General features: G+C 65.7%; 18 protein-coding genes. 10 read left to right on the forward strand and 8 right to left on the reverse strand.

What is annotated here, in order from left to right; genetic code table 11:
* Positions 1 to 2: 2 nt before the first annotated feature.
* The gene (locus FB389_RS06720; RefSeq protein ID WP_142112143.1) at positions 3 to 608 is read right to left on the reverse strand and encodes an NUDIX hydrolase; all 606 of its coding nucleotides are present in this window, start codon (positions 606 to 608) and stop codon (positions 3 to 5) included.
* 51 nt (positions 609 to 659) lie between these two features.
* On the opposite strand from FB389_RS06720, the gene FB389_RS06725 reads away from it, so the two are divergent.
* The gene (locus FB389_RS06725; protein WP_142112144.1) at positions 660 to 2,153 is read left to right on the forward strand and encodes a CCA tRNA nucleotidyltransferase; all 1,494 of its coding nucleotides are present in this window, start codon (positions 660 to 662) and stop codon (positions 2,151 to 2,153) included.
* 117 nt (positions 2,154 to 2,270) lie between these two features.
* On the opposite strand, the gene FB389_RS06730 is transcribed toward FB389_RS06725, so the two are convergent.
* The 3 genes from FB389_RS06730 to FB389_RS06740 all read right to left on the reverse strand — a co-directional run bounded on the left by FB389_RS06730 (position 2,271) and on the right by FB389_RS06740 (position 5,407).
* The gene (locus tag FB389_RS06730) at positions 2,271 to 3,527 is read right to left on the reverse strand and encodes an MFS transporter (RefSeq protein ID WP_142112146.1); all 1,257 of its coding nucleotides are present in this window, start codon (positions 3,525 to 3,527) and stop codon (positions 2,271 to 2,273) included.
* Positions 3,528 to 3,704: 177 nt separating this feature from the next.
* Positions 3,705 to 4,796 carry an inositol-3-phosphate synthase gene (locus tag FB389_RS06735; RefSeq protein ID WP_142112148.1) on the reverse strand — a complete coding sequence of 364 codons (1,092 nt, stop codon included), beginning with the start codon at positions 4,794 to 4,796 and terminating at the stop codon, positions 3,705 to 3,707.
* Positions 4,793 to 5,407: a PadR family transcriptional regulator gene (locus FB389_RS06740; RefSeq protein WP_142112150.1), complete on the reverse strand. Its 615-nt coding sequence runs from the start codon at positions 5,405 to 5,407 to the stop codon at positions 4,793 to 4,795. The genes FB389_RS06735 and FB389_RS06740 overlap by 4 nt, the downstream gene beginning before the upstream one ends.
* A gap of 323 nt (positions 5,408 to 5,730) precedes the next feature.
* Here FB389_RS06740 and FB389_RS06745 point away from each other — a divergent pair, with 323 nt between their 5' ends.
* From FB389_RS06745 to rplI, 5 genes are all read left to right on the forward strand, one after another.
* The gene (locus FB389_RS06745; RefSeq protein WP_211344971.1) at positions 5,731 to 8,436 is read left to right on the forward strand and encodes a penicillin-binding protein; all 2,706 of its coding nucleotides are present in this window, start codon (positions 5,731 to 5,733) and stop codon (positions 8,434 to 8,436) included.
* A 226-nt stretch (positions 8,437 to 8,662) separates the two neighbouring features.
* Complete coding sequence (rpsF, locus tag FB389_RS06750) at positions 8,663 to 8,956, forward strand: 30S ribosomal protein S6 (protein ID WP_142112153.1); 294 nt, start codon at positions 8,663 to 8,665, stop codon at positions 8,954 to 8,956.
* A gap of 58 nt (positions 8,957 to 9,014) precedes the next feature.
* Positions 9,015 to 9,533 (forward strand): single-stranded DNA-binding protein, encoded by a 519-nt coding sequence (locus FB389_RS06755; RefSeq protein WP_142112155.1) that lies wholly within the window; start codon positions 9,015 to 9,017, stop codon positions 9,531 to 9,533.
* Between the two features lie 91 nt (positions 9,534 to 9,624).
* Positions 9,625 to 9,861, forward strand: a complete 237-nt coding sequence (gene rpsR, locus FB389_RS06760) for a 30S ribosomal protein S18 (RefSeq protein ID WP_142112157.1) — start codon at positions 9,625 to 9,627, stop codon at positions 9,859 to 9,861.
* Between the two features lie 24 nt (positions 9,862 to 9,885).
* Positions 9,886 to 10,335, forward strand: a complete 450-nt coding sequence (gene rplI / locus FB389_RS06765; RefSeq protein WP_142112159.1) for a 50S ribosomal protein L9 — start codon at positions 9,886 to 9,888, stop codon at positions 10,333 to 10,335.
* Positions 10,336 to 10,525: 190 nt separating this feature from the next.
* Here rplI and FB389_RS06770 read toward each other — a convergent pair whose 3' ends face one another.
* Together FB389_RS06770 and FB389_RS06775 are read right to left on the reverse strand one after the other, a co-directional pair.
* Positions 10,526 to 10,858 carry a YnfA family protein gene (locus tag FB389_RS06770; protein WP_142112161.1) on the reverse strand — a complete coding sequence of 111 codons (333 nt, stop codon included), beginning with the start codon at positions 10,856 to 10,858 and terminating at the stop codon, positions 10,526 to 10,528.
* Positions 10,859 to 11,056: 198 nt separating this feature from the next.
* Entirely contained in the window at positions 11,057 to 12,409 is a 1,353-nt protein-coding gene (locus tag FB389_RS06775; RefSeq protein WP_142112163.1) for an MATE family efflux transporter, read from the reverse strand.
* Between the two features lie 399 nt (positions 12,410 to 12,808).
* On the opposite strand from FB389_RS06775, the gene dnaB reads away from it, so the two are divergent.
* From dnaB to FB389_RS06790, 3 genes are read left to right on the forward strand one after another with little or no spacing between them, the layout of a single operon-like run.
* A complete protein-coding gene (gene dnaB / locus FB389_RS06780) occupies positions 12,809 to 14,194 on the forward strand; it encodes a replicative DNA helicase (protein WP_142112165.1) in 1,386 nt (461 codons plus the stop codon).
* Positions 14,195 to 14,241: 47 nt separating this feature from the next.
* Positions 14,242 to 14,904 (forward strand): DsbA family oxidoreductase, encoded by a 663-nt coding sequence (locus FB389_RS06785; RefSeq protein WP_142112167.1) that lies wholly within the window; start codon positions 14,242 to 14,244, stop codon positions 14,902 to 14,904.
* A gap of 32 nt (positions 14,905 to 14,936) precedes the next feature.
* Entirely contained in the window at positions 14,937 to 15,968 is a 1,032-nt protein-coding gene (locus tag FB389_RS06790) for a Gfo/Idh/MocA family protein (RefSeq protein WP_142112169.1), read from the forward strand.
* Positions 15,969 to 16,067: 99 nt separating this feature from the next.
* On the opposite strand, the gene FB389_RS06795 is transcribed toward FB389_RS06790, so the two are convergent.
* Entirely contained in the window at positions 16,068 to 17,003 is a 936-nt protein-coding gene (locus tag FB389_RS06795; RefSeq protein WP_142112171.1) for a LysR family transcriptional regulator, read from the reverse strand.
* Between the two features lie 108 nt (positions 17,004 to 17,111).
* Here FB389_RS06795 and FB389_RS06800 point away from each other — a divergent pair, with 108 nt between their 5' ends.
* Complete coding sequence (locus tag FB389_RS06800) at positions 17,112 to 18,047, forward strand: EamA family transporter (RefSeq protein ID WP_142112173.1); 936 nt, start codon at positions 17,112 to 17,114, stop codon at positions 18,045 to 18,047.
* A 171-nt stretch (positions 18,048 to 18,218) separates the two neighbouring features.
* Here the strand turns inward: FB389_RS06800 and FB389_RS06805 are convergent, their stop codons facing one another.
* On the reverse strand, positions 18,219 to 19,895 hold the full coding sequence (locus tag FB389_RS06805) for a phosphoenolpyruvate--protein phosphotransferase (protein WP_142112175.1): 1,677 nt from the start codon (positions 19,893 to 19,895) through the stop codon (positions 18,219 to 18,221).
* Between the last annotated feature and the right edge of the window lies 1 nt (position 19,896).

A 19,896-nucleotide genomic window follows, 5' to 3' on the forward strand; every position in this document is an offset into this window, starting at 1 on the left:
CCCTAAGCGTGATCCGCTTCAGTGCGTTGGTTGATCTTGTGATCGCCGACCCGGGTGGCGGCGATTGCGGCGATGCGGCGCTCATTCGGGTAGCTCAACCGGCGGTCGAGGTCCGCGACGGGAATCCAAGCGACGTCCTCGGCCTCTGCATCGGGGTCGTTTTCGACGGTGAGGCGACCGGAGACGGCCGACAGCATGAAATGGTGAACGACCTTGTGCACGCGGCGATCCGTGCCGGTGAACCAGTAGTCGATGACTCCCAGCAGGGCCAGGATTTGCCCGCGAATCCCCGTTTCCTCGCAAATTTCGCGGATTGCGGCTTGCGGTGGTGTTTCGTCACCCTCGAGGTGGCCCTTGGGCAGGCACCATTCCAGGCGTCCTGCGCGGTTGCGGCGGGCGATCACTGCCGCGTGCGGCACCCCGTCGAAGAGCGCGAGCACGATTCCCCCGGCAGACGTTTCCTCGACGACGGGCAATTCCAGGAGTTCAGTTACGTGCGCCGGCCGCAGGGGCGAGTGCGCGCGCGGAGCGCGCAGGCGCAAAGCGTGGCCGCCCGGTGGAATCGGCACACGAGCGCGCCCCTCATCCCGTGCGGCTGGCTCTGACATGTAGTCCACTCTACCGACTGTTACGGCCACATTGGATTAGGCTTGGTGTTTATGCCTGATTCCGTTCCGTCGCCGGCCGCCCCCGATCAGCCGCATCCAGCGTTGCTGCTGCACGCCGCGCTGGAGTCGCTGCCGGCCCAGCACCCCGAGATCATCGAACTGGGCGAACTGTTCCAGGATGCGGGGCACGAACTGGCCCTGGTTGGCGGCCCCGTGCGCGACGCGCTGCTGAAGCGACCCGTTCACGACCTTGATTTCGCGACCTCCGCCCGACCCGAACAGACCATCGACCTGCTAGCGCAGTGGGGCGACGCACACTGGGACATAGGTAGGGAGTTCGGCACCATCGGCGCCCAACGGCACGCTCGCGGCGGACGGCAGGCAATCACGGTCGAGGTCACGACCTACCGCAGCGACCAATACGACCCGACTTCACGCAAGCCGCAGGTGCAGTTCGGTGACCAACTCGATGGGGATCTGTCGCGCCGCGATTTCACCGTCAACTCGATGGCGCTGCGCGTTCCCGACCTGACGTTCGTGGACCCTTTCGGGGGGCTCAAGGATCTGGCCGCGCAGGTCCTGCGCACGCCGGTGGCCCCCGAACAGTCATTCGCTGACGACCCCCTGCGAATGATGCGCGCCGCGCGCTTCGTCTCCCAGCTGGGATTCGCCATTGAGGGATCCACGCGGGCGGCGATGACCGACATGGCGGGGCGCATATCCATCGTTTCCGCCGAACGCGTGCACGACGAATTCGTCAAGCTGCTGCTGGGCACCCACGTGCGTGAGGGTCTGCGAGCGTTGGTGGATTCGACGCTGGCCGACCACATTCTTCCTGAGCTTCCCGCGCTGCGGCTCGAAATCGACGAACACCACCACCACAAGGACGTCTACGAACACACCCTGACGGTGGTGGACCAAGCGATCGCCCTGGAAACGGACCTAGCGGGCGCCGTTCCGCGGCCCGACCTGGTGCTGCGATTGGCTGCCCTATTGCACGACATAGGCAAGCCGCCAACCCGCAAGTTCGAGGCCGGCGGCGGCGTGAGCTTCCACCACCACGAACTCGTTGGCGCGCGGATGACCCGCAAGCGGCTGCAGGCAATGCGGTTCGATAAGGACACGATCAAGCAGGTTTCCCGACTGGTCGAGCTGCACCTGCGGTTCCACGGTTACGGGTCGGGAGAGTGGACCGATTCGGCCGTGCGACGTTACGTCACGGACGCCGGTCCGCTGCTTGAACGCCTCCACCGGCTTACGCGCGCCGACTGCACGACCCGCAACCGGCGGCGAGCGGCCGCGCTCTCCGCGTCCTACGATCACCTTGAGCGACGCATCGCCCAGATCGCGGCGAAGGAGGAACTGGCCGCAATCCGCCCGGATTTGGACGGCGAGCAGATCATGGAGATCCTGGGGATTGCGCCGGGTCCCGAGGTCGGAGCGGCGTACAAGTTCCTGCTCAATGTGCGCATGGACGAGGGCCCGCTGGGCGTCGACGAGGCCACCGCGCGGCTGCGGGCCTGGTGGGACACGCGCGGGGCGTAGCCGGTTGCGCCGCCCCCGCCGGTCGCGCCGGGGGCGGCCGCCGGTCCCGAAGACCCGGCGCCGGGCCCGCCACACAGCAGTGGTGCGCTGGGTCGAGTGGCGGCCTGCGAGCCCTCGCTAGGGGGCGTCCGCGACCGGGGCCGAAACGCGATCGCCGAGTTGCACCGCTCGGCGCAAGCCCCACGCCGCGGCAACCAGGGTTGCGGCCCCGCCGATGCACATGAGCGCCTCGACGCTGATGCGGTCCGCGATCGGCCCGATGATGGCCATACCAATGGGCAGCGCCAGCGTCATGATGATCATGATCAGCCCGAAGACCCGGCCCTGCATGTCGTGCGGGACTTGCTCCTGGAAGATCGTGAACATCGGCGTGTTGATGAGCGGCACGGTTGCTCCGCACAGTGCCATCGCAATCAGGTACAGCGGGAAGTTGCCGACAAGACCCAGGGCGACCGTCGTGACCGCAAGACCCACGCCGCCCCACGCGGCGAGCATGAGCCGATTGTTGAACCTCTTTGCGGCCACCGCGACCAGCACCCCCGCGGCGGTCATTCCTAAGCCGAAGGCGACCTCGTTCGCCATCAGGTACCACGACGTATCGCCGAATTTTCGCGCAACCAGCAACAGCGTTAGGAAGCTGGGGGGAACCGCCAGGAACATGATGAGCGCAAAGTACCCGACCAAGAAGCGCAGCAGTGGTGTCCTTGCCACGTAGCGCAATCCGGCCCGCAGGTCGGTGAGGTATCCGGTATCGCTCGGTTGCGAGGCGCGGTCCACAGCCCGCAGCGGGATGGCCGCCAAGAACGCGACCCCGATCACCGCGGTGACCACGTCGAGGTAGAAAGCGGATTGCAGGCCTCCGGCTGCCAGGACACCGGCCGCGATGACCGGCGCACCGACTTGCGCTATCGATTGGATGGACGAGTTCAGCCCGTTGACGCGTAGCAACTGGTCCGCCGGGGTGATCTGGGGAATGAGAGCGCTCACGGCCGGTGCCTGGATGCCCGCACCCACCGAGCGGATTGCCAACGCCCCGTAGAACAGCCACAGGTCGGTTCGGCCCAGCATGAACGCCACGGCTAGCGCAATGGTGGTCGCGGCGATCGAAAGGTCGGCGCCGATGATCAGCCACTTGCGATTGTGGCGATCCGCCCAAACCCCGCCGAAGATCGAGACGATGGCCTGCGGCAAGAATCCGAAGAAGGTCGAAAACGCGATCACCCAGCCGGACTTCGTTTCGAGGGTGAGGTGCCAGAAGATCGCGAACTGCACGACCGACGAACCTATGAGTGAAACCGATTGACCCGCGAGGAAGAGGGCGACGTCGCGGCGCCACCGCGGGCGTGGCGCTGGGGCGGGGTGGGTTTCCTGCATTTGCCCGAGTCTAGGGTGACGTGCCGTCTTGTGCGAGGTATTTTCCGGTGTGCGGTGTGCGGTGTGCGGTGAGAACGCGGTAGGGGGCTGGCGCACGCGGCGCCAGCCCCCTACCGGACTGATTCACTCGGAATGCCCGCCGGGCCCGCTAGACGCGGGCGGCCGGGGCGGACCCGATCAGTGGGCGATTTCGCCCTTAATGAAGGCCTCGACGCGGGCGCGGCCCTCGGTGTCCTCGATCTGCACGGGCGGGGACTTCATGAGGTAGGAAGATGCACCGATCACGGGGCCGCCGATGCCGCGGTCCTTGGCGATCTTCGCGGCGCGGATCGCGTCGATGATGATTCCGGCGGAGTTCGGCGAATCCCACACTTCGAGCTTGTACTCGAGGTTCAGGGGAACCTCACCGAACGCGCGACCCTCGAGGCGCACGTACGCCCACTTGCGGTCGTCGAGCCAGGCGACATAGTCCGAGGGGCCGATGTGGACGTTGCGGTCTTCCTTCTTGCCCGCGAGCGGACCGGTGAGGTTCGAGGTGACTGCCTGCGTCTTGGAAACCTTCTTGGACTCCAGGCGGTCGCGTTGCAGCATGTTCTTGAAGTCCATGTTGCCGCCAACGTTGAGCTGGTATGTGCGGTCCAGGATGACGCCGCGGTCCTCGAAGAGCTTTGCGAGCACGCGGTGGGTAATGGTCGCACCGACCTGGCTCTTGATGTCGTCGCCGATGATCGGGACGCCGGCGTCCTCGAACTTCTTTGCCCAAACGGGGTCCGAGGCGATGAAGACGGGCAGCGCGTTGACGAATGCGACGCCCGCGTCGATGGCGGCCTGGGCGTAGAACTTGTCTGCCTGCTCCGAACCAACGGGGAGGTAAGAAACCAGGACGTCGACCTTTGCATCGCGCAACGCCTGCACAATGTCGACGGGGGCCGCGTCGGATTCCTCGATGGTTGCCTGGTAGTAGTCACCCAGGCCATCGAGGGTCACGCCGCGCTGGACGGTGATCCCCAGGGGCGGCACGTCGGCGAACTTGATCGTGTTGTTCTCGGATGCGCCGATGGCCTCCGAGAGGTCGAATCCGACCTTCTTTGCGTCAACGTCGAATGCGGCGACGAATTCGACATCGCTGACGTGGTACGGGCCAAACTGGACGTGCATCAGTCCGGGGACCGTGGTGTTCGGGTCGGCGTCCTTGTAGAACTGAACACCCTGGATCAGCGACGATGCGCAGTTTCCGACGCCAACAATGGCGACGCGGATGGAACTCATCCTTGCTCCTTGACATGATCGCCGGGATCTGTGGTCCCGGCATTGATGGGACGAACGCGACGTCTCTCGCGTTCGGTATTGATTAGGCTGTCGAGCCAACGAACCTCACGTTCGACACGCTCGAAACTGTGTCGCTGTAATTCCGAGGTGAACTCATCGAGCCGGTTGGTGTGCTCGGCGCCGTTTTCTTTGGCGGATTCGAGCCTTTCGGTGAGCCGCGATCTGCGGCCCTCCAAGATCTTGATGCGTGTTTCGACGTCGGTCAGGCTGAACAGCGCAAACCGCACGTCGAAGGAGTCGTCTTCCCAACTGGAGGGTCCGGCCGAGGCCAAAACCGCGCCCAGGGCTTCTTGGCCCGCTGCGGTGATGGTGTAGACGATGCGCGCCCGCTTCGCGGACAGGGCGTGCGGCTTTGCGTCAGAGGCTTCCGAGCCGACGATCAGGCCCCGTCCCGCCATCGTTTTCAGGCACGGATACAAGGATCCGTAGCTGAAGGCGCGGAAGGAGCCAAGAACCAAATTGAGCCGTTTACGCAGTTCGTAGCCGTGCAGCGGTGAATCCGCGAGGAGGCCGAGAATCGCAGTCTCGAGTGTCGCTGAGCGACTGCGCACGGTTGCCTCCTTCGGTGAGGTCGGGGAATGGAAACGTTTGGACTCGTCCGACAATACACCACTTGATGTATCGGTTCGATACATCGATTGATTCGGTGTGTTCGATAGGTTGATTTGTTCGTTCAGCGGGTTGATCGCGGACGAGGCCCCCTGGTGACGCGGGTCACCTCGCACGCACCAGAGCGCGTCAGACCGTGAAGATTTTGCGAAGCCCCCGCGTGAACCCCGCAAAACCTTTGCCGCCGAGCTGTGGATAACCTGTCGATCATTGGCGCAACCGCGTAGTGTCAGCATGGTCTTACTTAAGGCTTGCAGTACGACCTGTGCGCGTCCTGTGGCAGGGGACGGTCAAAGACATGGAAGAAGGCATACCAGTGGCAGATGCACCCGGAAACGGGCCGCGCCGCGTGTCGGCGCGGTCAAAGACGGGCGGCCAACCGTGGCGACCCACGGGGGGTGCGCAGCAGCCCGCCGCCTCCGGTGCTACCGCGCCACGCACGACTACGCGCACTGCCCCGGCGGCGTTCGCCGCGCAGACCCCCAAGCTCAAGGGTCGCGCCAAGCGGAAATATCTGCGCCAGCAATACGGGCGCTTCAACTATCCGCGCAAGCAATACTCCGGCATCCACCGGTGGCTGCCGAGCTGGCGGTTCATCGTGGGCGTGTGCGTGTTCTTTGGGGTCCTGGGCGTCGCAGGGATCGTGGTCGCCTATCAGATGGTGAAGATACCCAACGCGGAGCAGTTCGCGACCGCGCAAAAGACCACGGTGTATTACGCCGGCGGCAAGAGCGTCATGGGCGAATTTGCGACGCAGGACCGCGTTTTGGTCGACGGGTCCACGCTGCCCGAATACGTCGGACACGCATTTGTCGCCGCCGAAGACCGCAGCTTTTACCAGAACAATGGCATCTCGCTGCCGGGCATGACGCGGGCGTTTGTCAACAATATCCGCGGCGGCGCGCGGCAGGGCGGTTCAACTATCACCCAGCAGTATGCGGAACGGTACTACCTGGGGGAAACAAAGACGTACACCGGCAAGGTCAAAGAGGCCTTCTTGGCCGTCAAGCTCGCCCAGCACCAGGACAAGGCGGAAATCCTGTCCAACTACATGAACACGATCTACTTGGGCAGGGGAACCTACGGGATTCAAAGCGCAGCGCGGAAGTACTTCGGGGTCGACGCCAAAGATCTATCGATCGCGCAGGCCGCGCTCATCGCGGGGATCGTGCCGAGCCCCTCGAATTGGGACCCGCGGGTGAACCCCGACAAGGCCGAACAGCGGTGGAATTACGTGCTGGACGGGATGGAACAGCTGGGCTTCTTGACGGCCGCGCAGCGGGCGGATCTGACCATGCCCGAGACCATCGAGTACAAGCGATCCGACACCTACGGCGGGACCAAGGGGTACCTGCTGGAGATGGTACGGTCCGAATTGGTTGCCACAGGTCAATTTACGGAGGATGACCTGGACACCGGCGGATACGTGATCACAACGACCATCGACAAGTCGATGCAGGCCGACATGGTGGCCACCGTCAAGGCGATGCCGGACGACAAACCGAAGCGTTTGCGGGCAGCCATGGTGACCATCGATCCCGAGACCGGTGGGATCAAGGCTCTTTACGGCGGGCCGAACTACCTCAAGCAGCAGTTCAACAACTCCACGCAGGGAATGGCGCAGGCGGGCTCCACCTTCAAGCCGTTCGCGTTGCTCGCGGCGGTCAGCGATGGCGTATCGGTGACGAATAAGTACTTCAACGGCCGCAATTCGGTGACGATTGACGGCTTCGATCGGCCCGTCGTTAACTTTGGCGGGGCTAGCTACGGGTACGTCAACCTCATGCGGGCGACGGCCCTGTCGATCAACACCGCATACGCCGCCCTCAACGTCGAAATCGGTCCGGAAAAAACGATGCAGGCCGCCATCGACGCGGGGATACCGAAGGCGACGACCGGACTCAACGATCTGCCCAGCAACGTCCTAGGTACCGCCTCGGTACACCCGGTTGACCTGGCCAACGCCTACGCCACGATTGCAGCCGGTGGCATCTACCGCAAGGCGCACATCGTTGCGAGCGTGAAGCAAAACTCCACCGATGAAGTCGAATACAAGGTCGCGACCAAGGGTAAGCGAGTCTTTGACGAGGACGTCACCTCAACCGTTGCGAACGCCATGGCCGGCGTCGTCGAATGGGGAAGCGGGAAGACCGCTAGCGAGGTTGGGAGGCCGATCGCGGGGAAGACGGGGACCTCGTCCGATAATAAGTCCGCCTGGTTTGCGGGGTTTGCGCCCAACCTCGCCACCGTCGTTGGGCTCTATCAGGTCGGCAAGGACGGCAGCGAAGTCTCGATCGACCCGTTCGGCGGGTATTCCGAGATCACCGGTGGATCGGTGCCGGTCGATATGTGGACGGCGTACATGAAGGAAGCGCTTGCGGACCTGCCCGTGGTCGACCTTCCGGAAATGCCGACCAGCGCCGGTCACAAAGCGGATGACGATTCGCAGGAGCAAGACACTGAGACGGATACCAAGGTCGAGGTGCCGTCCGTTGCTGGGGACAGCGCGTCGGCGGCCAAATCCGCGCTGCGCAAGGCCGGCTTCGCCGTGTCGGTTTCCCATGCGTATTCGGATTCGGTACCCAAGGGAAGCGTCATTTCCACGAGCCCGGGCGGCGGCAAGGCCCTCGCACCGGGCGCGACGGTGAGCATCGTCGTGTCCAAGGGACCGAAAAAGTCGAGTTCGGATTCCGGAGGCGGCAACGATGGTTCCGCCGGTAACGACAATGCCGGTGGGTCCAATGACGGCGGCTCCGATGCAGGCACCGGAAAGGGATCCGATGGCGGCGAAGGCGCGGGCGATGGCGGTCAGGGATCCGGCGCGGGACAGGATGGCGGAAGCGGTGCGGGTGACGCGGGATCCGGATCCGGCACGGGCGGCAACTCCGGTTCCGGGAACGGCGCCGGTGGCTCGGCCGGATCCGGCGCCGGCGCCGGTGGTTCGGATAGCGGTGCGGGTGCCAATCCCTAAAGGCGCGGCTACTCCAAACCGGTCGAGGCGGTCACCGGCCTCGCGGTGCGGGTGCCAACCCCTCCAGACGCGATTGCGTGGAGCGAAAGCGCCGTGGTGATGATAAAATGAACGACTGTCGTGTGTCTGTTTCGCGCCAAAAGGGCTCGAGGCAGACCACGGCGACGCGTCAATACCCTCCTGTCACGGAAATACCGTGGCCGTAGAGTCCATAGGAGGTGGGTTAGTGAGCCTGCGTCAATACGAAATCATGCTGATCCTCGACCCCAGTGTCGAGGAGCGCACCGTTGCTCCATCGCTCGACAAGTACCTGTCAGTGGTTCCGAAGGAAGGTGGCACCGTCGACGCGATCGACATCTGGGGCCGCCGTCGTTTGGCATTCGACATCAAGAAGAAGTCCGAGGGCATCTACGCCGTCATCGACTTCACCGCAACCCCCGCAACGGCCAAGGAGTTGGACCGCCAGCTCGGACTCAACGAGTCCGTTCTGCGCACAAAGATCCTTCGCCGCGAGGCCTGATTCCGCTAGTTCCCCCGAGTAGCGCGATCGAGCGCTGCCGCATCCTCAAGGAGGATTCATGGCCGGTGACACGATCATCACGGTCGTTGGCAACCTGACCGCCGACCCGGAGTTGCGTTTTACGCCATCCGGCGCGGCCGTTGCCAATTTCACCATCGCGTCGACCCCGCGAGTTTTCGACCGTCAAAACAACGAATGGCGTGATGGGGAAACCCTGTTTCTACGCTGCTCGCTGTGGCGCGAGGCTGCCGAAAATGCAGCCGAATCGCTGAGCAAGGGAGCCCGGGTCATCGCTCAGGGCCGCCTGACGCAGCGGAGCTTCGAGACCCGGGAGGGTGAGAAGCGCACGGTTGTGGAATTGCAGGTGGATGAGATCGGGCCGTCGCTGCGCAATGCGACGGCCAAGGTCACCCGCGCCCAGCGCGGTGGTGGCGGTGGCGGCTACTCGTCCGGTGGCGGGTTCGGTGGTTCTGCGGGTGGCGGGTTCGGCGGCAGCGCCGCACCGGCCGACGACCCGTGGGGTTCCGCCAGCCCGGCCTCGTCCACCAGCGGAATTGATGACGAGCCGCCTTTCTAGGCAGCTCAGCTAGGACGCCCCCGGGACGTTCACCCTCACTTTTGTTGCCGGCTCGCCGGCAACTCCATCTTGATTTGAAGGAGCATTAACGATGGCAAAGCCCGTCGTGCGTAAGCCGAAGAAGAAGTCCAACCCGCTCAAGAGCGCCAAGGTCGACGTCGTCGACTACAAGGACACCGTCTTGCTGCGGAAATTCATCTCCGACCGCGGAAAGATCCGCGCTCGTCGCGTCACTGGCGTCACCGTCCAGGAGCAGCGTCAAATTGCCCGTGCCGTCAAGAACGCCCGCGAGATGGCCCTGCTGCCGTACTCGTCCTCGGCGCGCTGATTCTAAGGACTAGGAGATAGCACCATGGCAAAGTTGATTCTTACTCATGAGGTGACCGGCCTGGGCGAGCCCGGAGACGTCGTCGACGTCAAGGACGGTTACGCCCGTAACTTCCTGATCCCGCGCAAGCTCGCGACGCCCTGGACCAAGGGAGCGGAATCGCAGGTTTCAGCGATCCGTAAGGCCCGCAAGGCCCGTGAGATCGCGAGCCTTGAGGACGCGCGCGCCGCTCGCGACTCGCTCCAGGCGAAGTCGTTCGTTCTGACCGTCAAGGCCGGTCCGAGCGGCCGCCTGTTCGGTGCCGTTACGACCGCCGAGATCGCTCAGGCCATTGCGGCAAATGGTCCGCAGGTCGACAAGCGGAAGATCGAGGTCTCGCAGCCGATCCGCAATGTGGGCGACCACGCCGTTTCGGTTCGCTTGCACCCCGAGGTAGCAGCCAAGGTCAACGTCAAGGTTGTTGCTGCAAAGTAGCATCCGAGTTGAAACGGGGGGCCGGTCCGCTGGGCGGACCGGCCCCCCGTTTGCGTTGGTCACGGAATGCTTGCGGTGCGCCGGTGGTTCCGCAGTGAGGCGGTCCGGGCGGTGCAAAGCGGACGCTGCGTTTTGCGCGTGGTGGGATTCGGTCACCGGGCCGGAGCGTTCGGGGCCGATTCGCGATCGCTCAGGTGCGCGCGCCGAACATGATGACCGCCACGCCAATCAGGCACACTGCCGCGCCGATCACGTCCCAGCGATCCGGACGGAAACCGTCGATCGCCATCGCCCACACCAACGAACCGATGACAAAGACCCCGCCGTAGGCGGCCAACACTCGCCCGAAATTGGCGTCGGGCTGCAAGGTCGCTACGAACCCGTAGATTCCCAGCGCGATGACCCCCAGGCCCGCAACCCACCACGGCCTGCCCTGGCGCACCGACTGCCACACCAGCCAAGCGCCACCGATTTCACACAGCGCGGCGATGACGAACAGCAAGACAGTCTTGGCTACAACCATGCGTCCATAGTCGCAGACTCCGCCCGCCGCGTCGTGCGGCGGGGTGTGGTTCGGTGTCCGTGGTTCCGTGGTTCCGTGGTTTCGTGGGTGGCGGGGCGCGGTGCGGGTTCGGTGTCCGTGGTCCCGTGGTTCCGTGGGTGGCGGGGGCGCGGTGCGGGTTCGGTGTCCGTGGTCCCGTGGACGGCGGGGCGCGTGCGGTTAGATCCCCGCCCTCAGCCACGCATCCGTGCGCGCCCGCAGGCCCGTGGTGAGCGCACGTGTTGCCATGAACCACCCACCGAAGGCGACCCAAAGCCACACGAGAGCATGCGCGTGCGCCGCAGTTAGGGCGCCGACGGCCAGGACCGCGGGCACGTATGCCGCCAGCGTCAGCAGACCCACCCAGGCCAGGTACCTCCCGTCACCGGCGCCGATCAGCACCCCATCGAGGACAAAGACCCAGCCGGCCATCGGCAGGAACACCGCGGCGGCAATCAGGGCGGGTGACGTGGCGGCGGCGACGGCGGCCTCGTCCGTGAAAATCCACGGAATGAAGGCCGACGTAGCGGCGATAGCCACGCCGCAAACCGCCCCCGTGACCACACCCCAGCGGAGCATGATGCGAAGGAGGCGGCGGGCCTCGCGGATGCGGCCGGCGCCGAGTGCGTGGCCGATCAGAGCCTGCGCGGCGATCGCCAGCGCGTCGAGGGCGTAGGCGATCAGGTTCCATACCGCGGTGACGATCTGGTGGCCGGCCAAAGGGGCTTCGCCCAGCCGCGTCGCGACCGCGACCGTAACGATGATGGCCGCCCGCAAGGAGAGCGTGCGAATAAAGAGCGGAACTCCGGAGCGGGCTGCGCCGAGCAGCCCCTGCGGCCGCGGGCGCAAGGAGACCGCGTGGGCGCGCGAGCGGCGCATGACGATCGCCGCGGCGACCGCGCCCATACCGAGCTGACACGCGGCCGTTCCCAATCCGGACCCGACGATCCCGAGCCCGACCCAAAAGACCAACACCACATTGAGCAGCGCGTTTGCCGACGCGCCGACCACCGTCAGGTACAGGGGCGTGCGCGTGTCCTGGAAGCCGCGCAGCACGCCGGTGGCGGCCAGAACCGCGAGCATGCCGGGGATACCGGCGGCGGAGGCTCGCAGATAGGCCGTGCCGAGCGCCAGGACGCTACCGTGCGCGCCCAGCGCTCTTAGCAGGTCGGTGGCGGCAAACCCGAGGGCTATTGCGAGCGCGATCCCGAGCGCGAACGACAGCCACAGGCCGTCCACCCCTGCGCGCAACGCGGCACGTGGATCGCCCGCCCCGATCCGGCGGGCAACCAGCGAGGTCGTGGCGTAGGCGAGAAACACGCACAGCCCGACCACGGTCATGAGGGCGGTCGAAGCCACCGATAGCGCGGCGAGGGCGTCGGCACCGAGGCGGCCGACGATGGCGGTATCGGCGAGGATGAACAGCGGCTCGGCGACGAGCGCCCCCAGGGCCGGGACCGCCAACGCGAGGATGCGGCGGGAATCCGCGGGGGTGGTGCGCGGGCCCGCGCCGGGTGAATTCTTGCTCTGCACAGAATTGATTTTCGTCCACAGGCGACGTTGGCGTCATTTCCGGCGAGTCGACGGCGCGTCGGATGCGATCGGGCGGAAAGAACGCTACTTATCCCCATTTCTATCCACAGGTTGGATGCGTGCGACGTGCATGTATCGGTCAAGTTTCCCCAGGTCTGTTGATAGTGCTGTGGAAAACCTCGTTGCCGTCGCGTGGCGTAGGGTATATGTTTAGCCTCGGCGCGGGAACTGGGCGATTATCCGGCACCGTGATTCTTGGCGTTTATGCAGGTGGGAGCCGTGATTCACCCGCAATGACCGCGGCGCCCGGGGCGGGCGTAAGCGTGGTGCGGTGGGACTGGAAACGCGTCGGCGTACCGCATTTTAGACTGTGAGTGCACTGTGGGTAACGGAGGATTCGTGGCGGATTCGGAGTTTGACGGCGGGTTCGGCGGGCAAGAAGGCGCTGGTCCGGGGCGTGTTCCTCCACAGGACGTAGCGGCCGAACAGTCCGTCCTGGGGTCCATGCTTATCTCCAAGGACGCCATCGCGGACGTAGTCGAGGAATTGCGGGCCAATGATTTCTACCGGCCGTCTCACGAGACCATCTACGACGCGGTCACCACGCTGTACGGCCGCGGGGAGCCGGCAGACGCCGTCACGGTCGTCAACGAACTCAACAAGCGCGGCGAACTTGGGCGCGTAGGCGGGGCAACCTACATTCACGACGTGATCTCGTCGGTGCCGACGGCGGCCAATGCTGGCTACTACGCGCGCATCGTGCGCGAACGAGCGGTGCTGCGCCGTCTGATCGAGGCGGGTACGCGCATTGTTCAACTGGGATACGCCGCCGAGGGCGGCGACGTGGAGGATCTGGTCAACAACGCGCAGGCCGAGGTCTACCAGGTGTCGGAGTCGCGCTCCAGCGAGGACTACGCGCCGATTGGCGAGATCATCGGCCCGACCTTCGATGAAATCGAGCACAATGCGGCGCGCGGCGAGGGCATGGCGGGAGTTCCGACGGGCTTCGACGATCTGGATATCCTAACGAACGGCCTGCATCCGGGACAGATGATTGTGGTCGCGGCCCGGCCCGCCATCGGTAAGTCCACGCTCGGAATCGATATCGCCCGCTCCGCCGCGATCAAGCATGGGCAAGCGGCCGTTGTCTTTTCGCTGGAAATGAGCCGCAACGAAATCGTCATGCGCCTCCTGGCCGCGGAGACGGAGATATCGCTGCAAAAACTGCGCACCGGGCGCGTTGACGCCAACGAATGGAACCGGCTGGCGGCCACGGAGCGGCGGATAGCCGACGCGCCGCTATTCATCGACGATTCGCCGAACATGTCGCTGATGGAGATCCGCGCCAAGTGCCGCAGGCTCAAGCAGCGTCACGACCTACGCCTGGTCGTCATCGACTATCTGCAGTTGATGACGTCGGGCAAGCGCGTCGAATCACGGCAGCAAGAGGTTTCGGAGTTTTCCCGCGCGCTCAAGCTGCTCGCGAAGGAACTTGAGGTCCCGGTCATCGCCATTTCGCAGTTGAACCGCGGGCCGGAGCAACGCACCGATAAGAAACCGCAGATGAGTGACCTGCGCGAATCCGGGTCCATCGAGCAGGATGCGGACATGGTGATCCTGCTTCACCGCGAGGACGCCTACGAACCGGAGTCACCGCGCGCGGGTGAGGCGGATCTGATCGTGGCGAAGCACCGCAACGGTCCGACGGCAACGATTGCCGTCGCGTTCCAGGGCCGGTACTCGCGCTTCGCCAACATGGCACGCGATGCCGCGTTCGGGGGCTAGGCACCCCGCAGGGAATCATTTGGGGCCGCTCGGCGTTACGCACCTGCATGAGCCAAAGTCAGCCGGTAGTCATCGACGTCTGGTCCGATATCGCATGCCCATGGTGCTACGTGGGCAAGCGGCGCCTGGAGGAAGCGATAGCGCAAACAGCAGCGCCGGTCGAGGTCCGCTACCACGCGTTCATCCTCGACCCGTACGCGGGACCGGCCGACGGGCGCACTGAGGCGGATGTGCTGGCGCTCAAGCTCGGGGGCAAGGACCGCGCGGTGCAGGCGTTGCGGCACATGACGGAGTTGGCGGCGAGCGAGGGCCTCGACTTCGATTTCGATCGGGTGGTGCCGACGGCCACGGCGCCGACCCACCGGTTCCTGGCCCTGGTTCAGGATCGCTACGGTTGGGAAGCTAAAGCGAGGGTCGTGGGCGAGCTGTTCGCAGCGCACTTTACGGCGGGCCGCGACGTCGGCGATGAACAGGTAATGCAGCGAGCGGCCGACGCGGCCGGCTACGGGGATCTCGCGCCTGCGGATATCGCGGCGGCACTGCGGGCGGATTCGGCGCAGGCGGGCGCCGTCGAGCGGGACATTGCGGCGGCCGAATCCCACGGTGCCCGCGCCGTACCCTTCTACATTCTGGGAAACAAATACAGCGCCGCGGGGGCGCAAAACGTGACAACCTTCGCAGATGCCCTGCGCGATCTGACCGAAATGTGACTTGGGCACACGTTGTGGGGACAATGGATCGCATGAGCCTCCCCGCACGGTTTGCAATCATCGGTTACGGCAGCGCCGGCCGCGGCATTCACTCGCGCCTGATACGCGAAGCCGGTTTCTTGGTTACCGCAATAGTGACAAGGGACGAGGGCCGAAAGCGGGCCGCTACTGAGGATTGGCCGGCCGCGGCGGTGTACGACGAGATCAGCGAGTTGATCGCCCACCCGGACGACTTTGACGTGATCGTCATCGCCTCCCCGTCGGGGCGTCACGTCGCGCATGCGGAGCAGGTCATCGATGCGGGGCTGGCGTTCGTGATCGAGAAGCCGCTGGCGCCGACGGCGTTGCAGGCTTCCGACATTGTGGACCGGGCCGCCAAGGCGCGCGTTCCGTTCACCGTCTTCCAGAACCGGCGTTGGGATGCCGAACAGCTCACCGCCCGCCGGCTGATCGAATCCGGCGAGCTGGGACGGGTCCACACCTTCGAGCGACGCTGGGAGCGGTGGCGCCCGACGCCGCAGCAACGGTGGAAAGAGAACGACCCGATCGCGGGCGGCTTGTTGCTTGACCTTGGCAGCCACCTGGTGGATTCGGCAACCGATCTGTTTGGGCGGGTCGAATCGGTCTACGCGGAGATTCGCAGCCTGACGACCCCCACCGAGGACGACGTCTTTATGACGCTCTATCACAGTCCGCGTGCGGATGGGTCGGCCGTTATTTCGAGGCTTTGGGGCGGATCGTTGGTGGGTGCGCCGGGCCCGCGCACGCGCATCCTGGGTGACAAGGCCGCCTATCTAGTCACTCAATTCGAGGCGGAGCCGACGCCATACTCGCGCTTGGACGAGGCCGTAGAGGCCGAGCACCAGGGGTGGATCGCGCGCGGCGACGAACTCACCGCCGTCGAGCCCCCCAGCGGCGGTCACGTGGACTTTTACCATGCGGTCAACGATTGGTTGCGCGACCGCGGGCCCGTGCCGGTGGATCCGCGGGATGCCGTGCGCACCATCAACGTTTTGGACGCCGCCCGGATCAGCGCGCGCGAGGGGCGTCGGGTTTCGGTATAACGTGCTGCCGGCCGGTCGGCGTGCTGCCCGCTGCCCGCCGGGCCACCGGGATGCTGGCAATCTACCTGTCAGCGGCGGCGCAGCCCGGTGGTGCGGCCTTCAGCCGCGCCCGGTTACGGGCACCCCCGCCTTGCGCCGCAGGTCCGCGGTGACATCGCGCAGCGCCTGCCGGAATGCCACAACCGCGGGGTGCGTGCGGCCGCCTTCTCGCACTCCGGTCAGGATGCTCCGCGCCGGGGACCCCGGCAGGTCGGCGAGCCGGACCCGCGGGGTCTGGCTGAGCCACAACAGGTCGGGGACGATGGCCAGTGCGTGCCCCGTTTCCACCAGGTGCAGGTGCAAGAGGATGTCCGTGGACACGAACGGCACGTTCGGCGTGAACCCGGCTTCGCGCATCATTGCGACGGCCCAGCGGCCGAAGGCGGCGTGCTCGTCCTCCAAAACCCACGGCGCCAAAGCAAGATCGTGCAGTTGCAGGCCGGGGTCGGACCAGGGACCTTCGAGCGGGAGCGCAATGCGCAGCGGATCGCGCGCCAGTTCCTCCCACTGGATCCCGGCGACGGTGCCGCGGATGGGTTGGCCGGGGTATTCCTCGCCGAGGATGAGGTCAAAGTCGTGCGTGAGCAGCCCGTCCATCGCGTCGGGGTCATCGTATTGCGTGATTTCGACCCGCAAGCGGGGGTGACGCTCCGTGAGAAGGGTGAGGGTGTCCGGGACCAGCGTGAGCAAAACAGATTGGAACGAGGCCACCCGCAGCCGGCCCGCCACCCCCTTGAGGGACGCGGCGAGATCGGCCTGCGCCTCTTCCAGCTGGGCGATTATTCTCTGCGCGTGATCGGCGAGGATGTCCCCCTGCGTTGTCAATCGCAGACCGCGACCGACCTTGACGGTCAGAGGCACTGCGACTTCGGCCTCGAGCGCCGAGAGCTGTTGCGAGAGCGCCGAGGGCGTGTAGTTGAGGATCTGCGCCGCCCGCGCTAGCGTGCCGTGTTGGCGCAGTTCGAGCAGGATTTGCAGGCGTGCTGGTGACAGCATGTGGCCTCCGAGAGGGGTGCGGCGGAACGTAAAGCATTAGCCTAGCTACATTATTTCATGCAGAAACATTCGCTGGACTAATGGTAACGCGGGCCGCAGAATTGTCTGGTGACTCGGAAGTACTACCTTGCAATCGCCATGATGTTTGGCTCGACCTTCGCGACCCAGTTCGGCGCCGTGACGGCCTCGAAGCTGTTCCCGGACCTGGGCGTGGTGGGAACGGCCACCCTACGGTTATTGATCGCGGGGGCCATTATTGTCGCCCTGGCACGTCCGCGCGTGCAGCGCTGGGACCGGCGCACGTGGATCACCGTTATTGCGCTTGGCGCATCCATGGCGGGCATGAACGCGAGTTTCTATGCGGCGATTGACCGGATCCCGCTGGGCATCGCCGTCTCCGTTGAACTGCTGGGTCCGCTCACCTACGCCGCGATACTTTCACGGCGCGCGTCTCATTTCGCGTGGACCGGTATCGCAATGGCGGGGGTTGTCGCGTTGGGGATCAGCGACAGCGCGTCCGGCGTGCCGCTGGACACCATCGGGTTGTTGTTTGCCGCTTCTTCGGGCATGTGCTGGGCCATATACATCCCGCTGCTCGCGAAGGTCGCCGCCGTGGATCCCGGTGTGGGCCCCCTTGGCGTCGCGATGGGAGCCGGGGGTATGCTGTTGACGCCACTGGGCGGTGCCGGCGCCGTTGTCGCGTTCAGCGACGCCCGGCTCGCCCTACTGGCCATCGTCACCGCGCTCTTGGGTGCGTTGCTGCCCTATGGCCTGGAACTGATGGCATCGCGGCACGTGCCGCAGCGGGTGTTCGGGGTGCTTGCCAGCCGCGAGCCCGTCATCGCGGCGGGGGTGGGCCTGCTGCTGATGGGCCAGGTGCTTCCCCTCGCGGCTGTCGTCGCGATCGGCGCCGTTGTCGTGGCGGCGATAGCCACGGCGCTGGGTGGGCACGCCGAATCGACAGAGACGGAACCGCTCGTGGTCCCCGACCTGCCGTCCGCAGCGGAAGACGACTCCCTGGCCCCGGTGCCCGCCGCCGCGTGATCTAGTCGCGCGTGGCCTGGTTTCCGCGGCTGTGTGGCCTGGCGGCCGCGGATGCGTGATCCGGTGCCCGCTGCCGCGTGGTTTAGTGCCCGCGTGGTCTGGTTTCCGCGGCCGTGTGGCCTGGCGGCCGCGGATGTTTGATTCCGCGGCGCCGGTGGGCTCGTTCCCCTCTTAGGTGAGCAGATCGCGCGCGATCGCGCGAGCCTCCTGGTCGTCACGGGCCGTCAGCACCGAGGCGGCCGCATCCTTGCATTGCGCATCGGTAACGTGCGCCAGTTGCGCGCCAACCGCGGGGATCGACGATGGCGCCATGGACAGCGAGGTGATGCCCATGCCGTGCAGGACGCACGCCAACAGTGGATCAGCCGCGGCCTCGCCGCACACTCCGACCGGCTTCGATGCGCGCTGACCGCCGGCGCCCGCCTGCGCGATGAGGCGCAGTACGGCGGGTTGCCACGGGGTGGTCAGGCCCGCCAACTGCGGTGAGAGTCGGTCGGCGGCCATGGTGTACTGCGTGAGGTCGTTTGTTCCGATCGACGCGAAGTCGACCTCCTGCAAGAACGCGTCGATCAGAAGTACGGTGGATGGCACCTCGATCATGATTCCGGCTTTGAGGCCGCGAGCGCGGACCTGGCTGGCGAAGTCTCGCGCTTCTGCGACCGTCGCGATCATCGGCGCCATCACCCACAGGTCGCATTCCGGGTTCGCGGCCGCAGCGCGCTGCGCCGCATCCAACTGGTGCGTGATCAACGCGGGATTGTCCACTGCCAGGCGTATGCCGCGAACTCCAAGGGCGGGGTTTTCTTCGTCTGCCATGGTGGCGAAGGGGACAGGTTTATCCGAGCCCGCATCGAGAGTGCGCAGGACAACTTTGCCGCGGGGAAACGCCTCGCACACCTTGCCGTACTCGGCCGCCTGGTCCGCCACCGAGGGCTCCGTGGGCGTGGAGAGAAAAAGCAACTCGGTGCGAAACAGTCCTACGCCCTGCGCATCGCCAGCGGCGGCCGCCCGGGCGCTTGCCCCGTCCTTGACGTTTGCCAGAAGGGACACTGCGACACCGTCCGCGGTCCGTCCGGGTCCCTGCCAGGCGGCGATCCTGGCGCGGCGTTCGGAATCGGCCGCCACGGCGGCCAGCGCGGCGCTCGGATCCGCGTCGAGAGTCACCTCACCGGCGGTCCCATCGACGAGGACTGGTGCGCCGTCGGCGATCGCCGGGGCTTCTTTCAGCGCGACGATGCAAGGAATCCCCAACTGACGAGCGATGATTGCGGTGTGTGAGGTGGGCCCGCCCAGTTGAGTCACAATCGCGACGAACACAGCAGCGTCGAGCGTGGCGGTGTCCGCAGGCGACAGATCGTCCGCGACCAGCACGACCGGGGTCGACGGCGCCGGAATGCCCGGCTCGGGATCGCCCTGCAGCGCCGCGACGACGCGGTCACGCACATCGCGCAGATCGGTTGTCCGCTCGGCCATGAGGCCGCCGGCGCGTTCAAACATTTCCACGAACTTATTGGTCGCGCCCCACGTCGCCTGGACGGGCGGCGTTCCGGCCGCAATTCGCTTGAGCGCTTCCTTTTGCCAGCCGCGATCGGTGGCCAAACCCGCAGTCATGGAGAGTACCTCCGCGGCGTGGCCCGATGCCTGTTCGGCCCTGGCCGCGAGCCGTTCGTGTACCAGCGAACACGCGTTACTGAATTCCTCGGCAGCCTGACCGCGCCGCTCGGGCGGGAGTTCGGGGGCGTGTGTGGGGGGAGCGAGCGGGCGGTGCACCAGTGCCGCCGGGGCGTACGCCATGCCGCCCACGACCGGCGTGCCGGACAAAACAGTCGAGGTCCTTCGAGGTTCCATG

The organism is Rarobacter incanus (assembly GCF_006715765.1).
Taxonomy (GTDB): Bacteria; Actinomycetota; Actinomycetes; order Actinomycetales; family Cellulomonadaceae; genus Rarobacter; species Rarobacter incanus.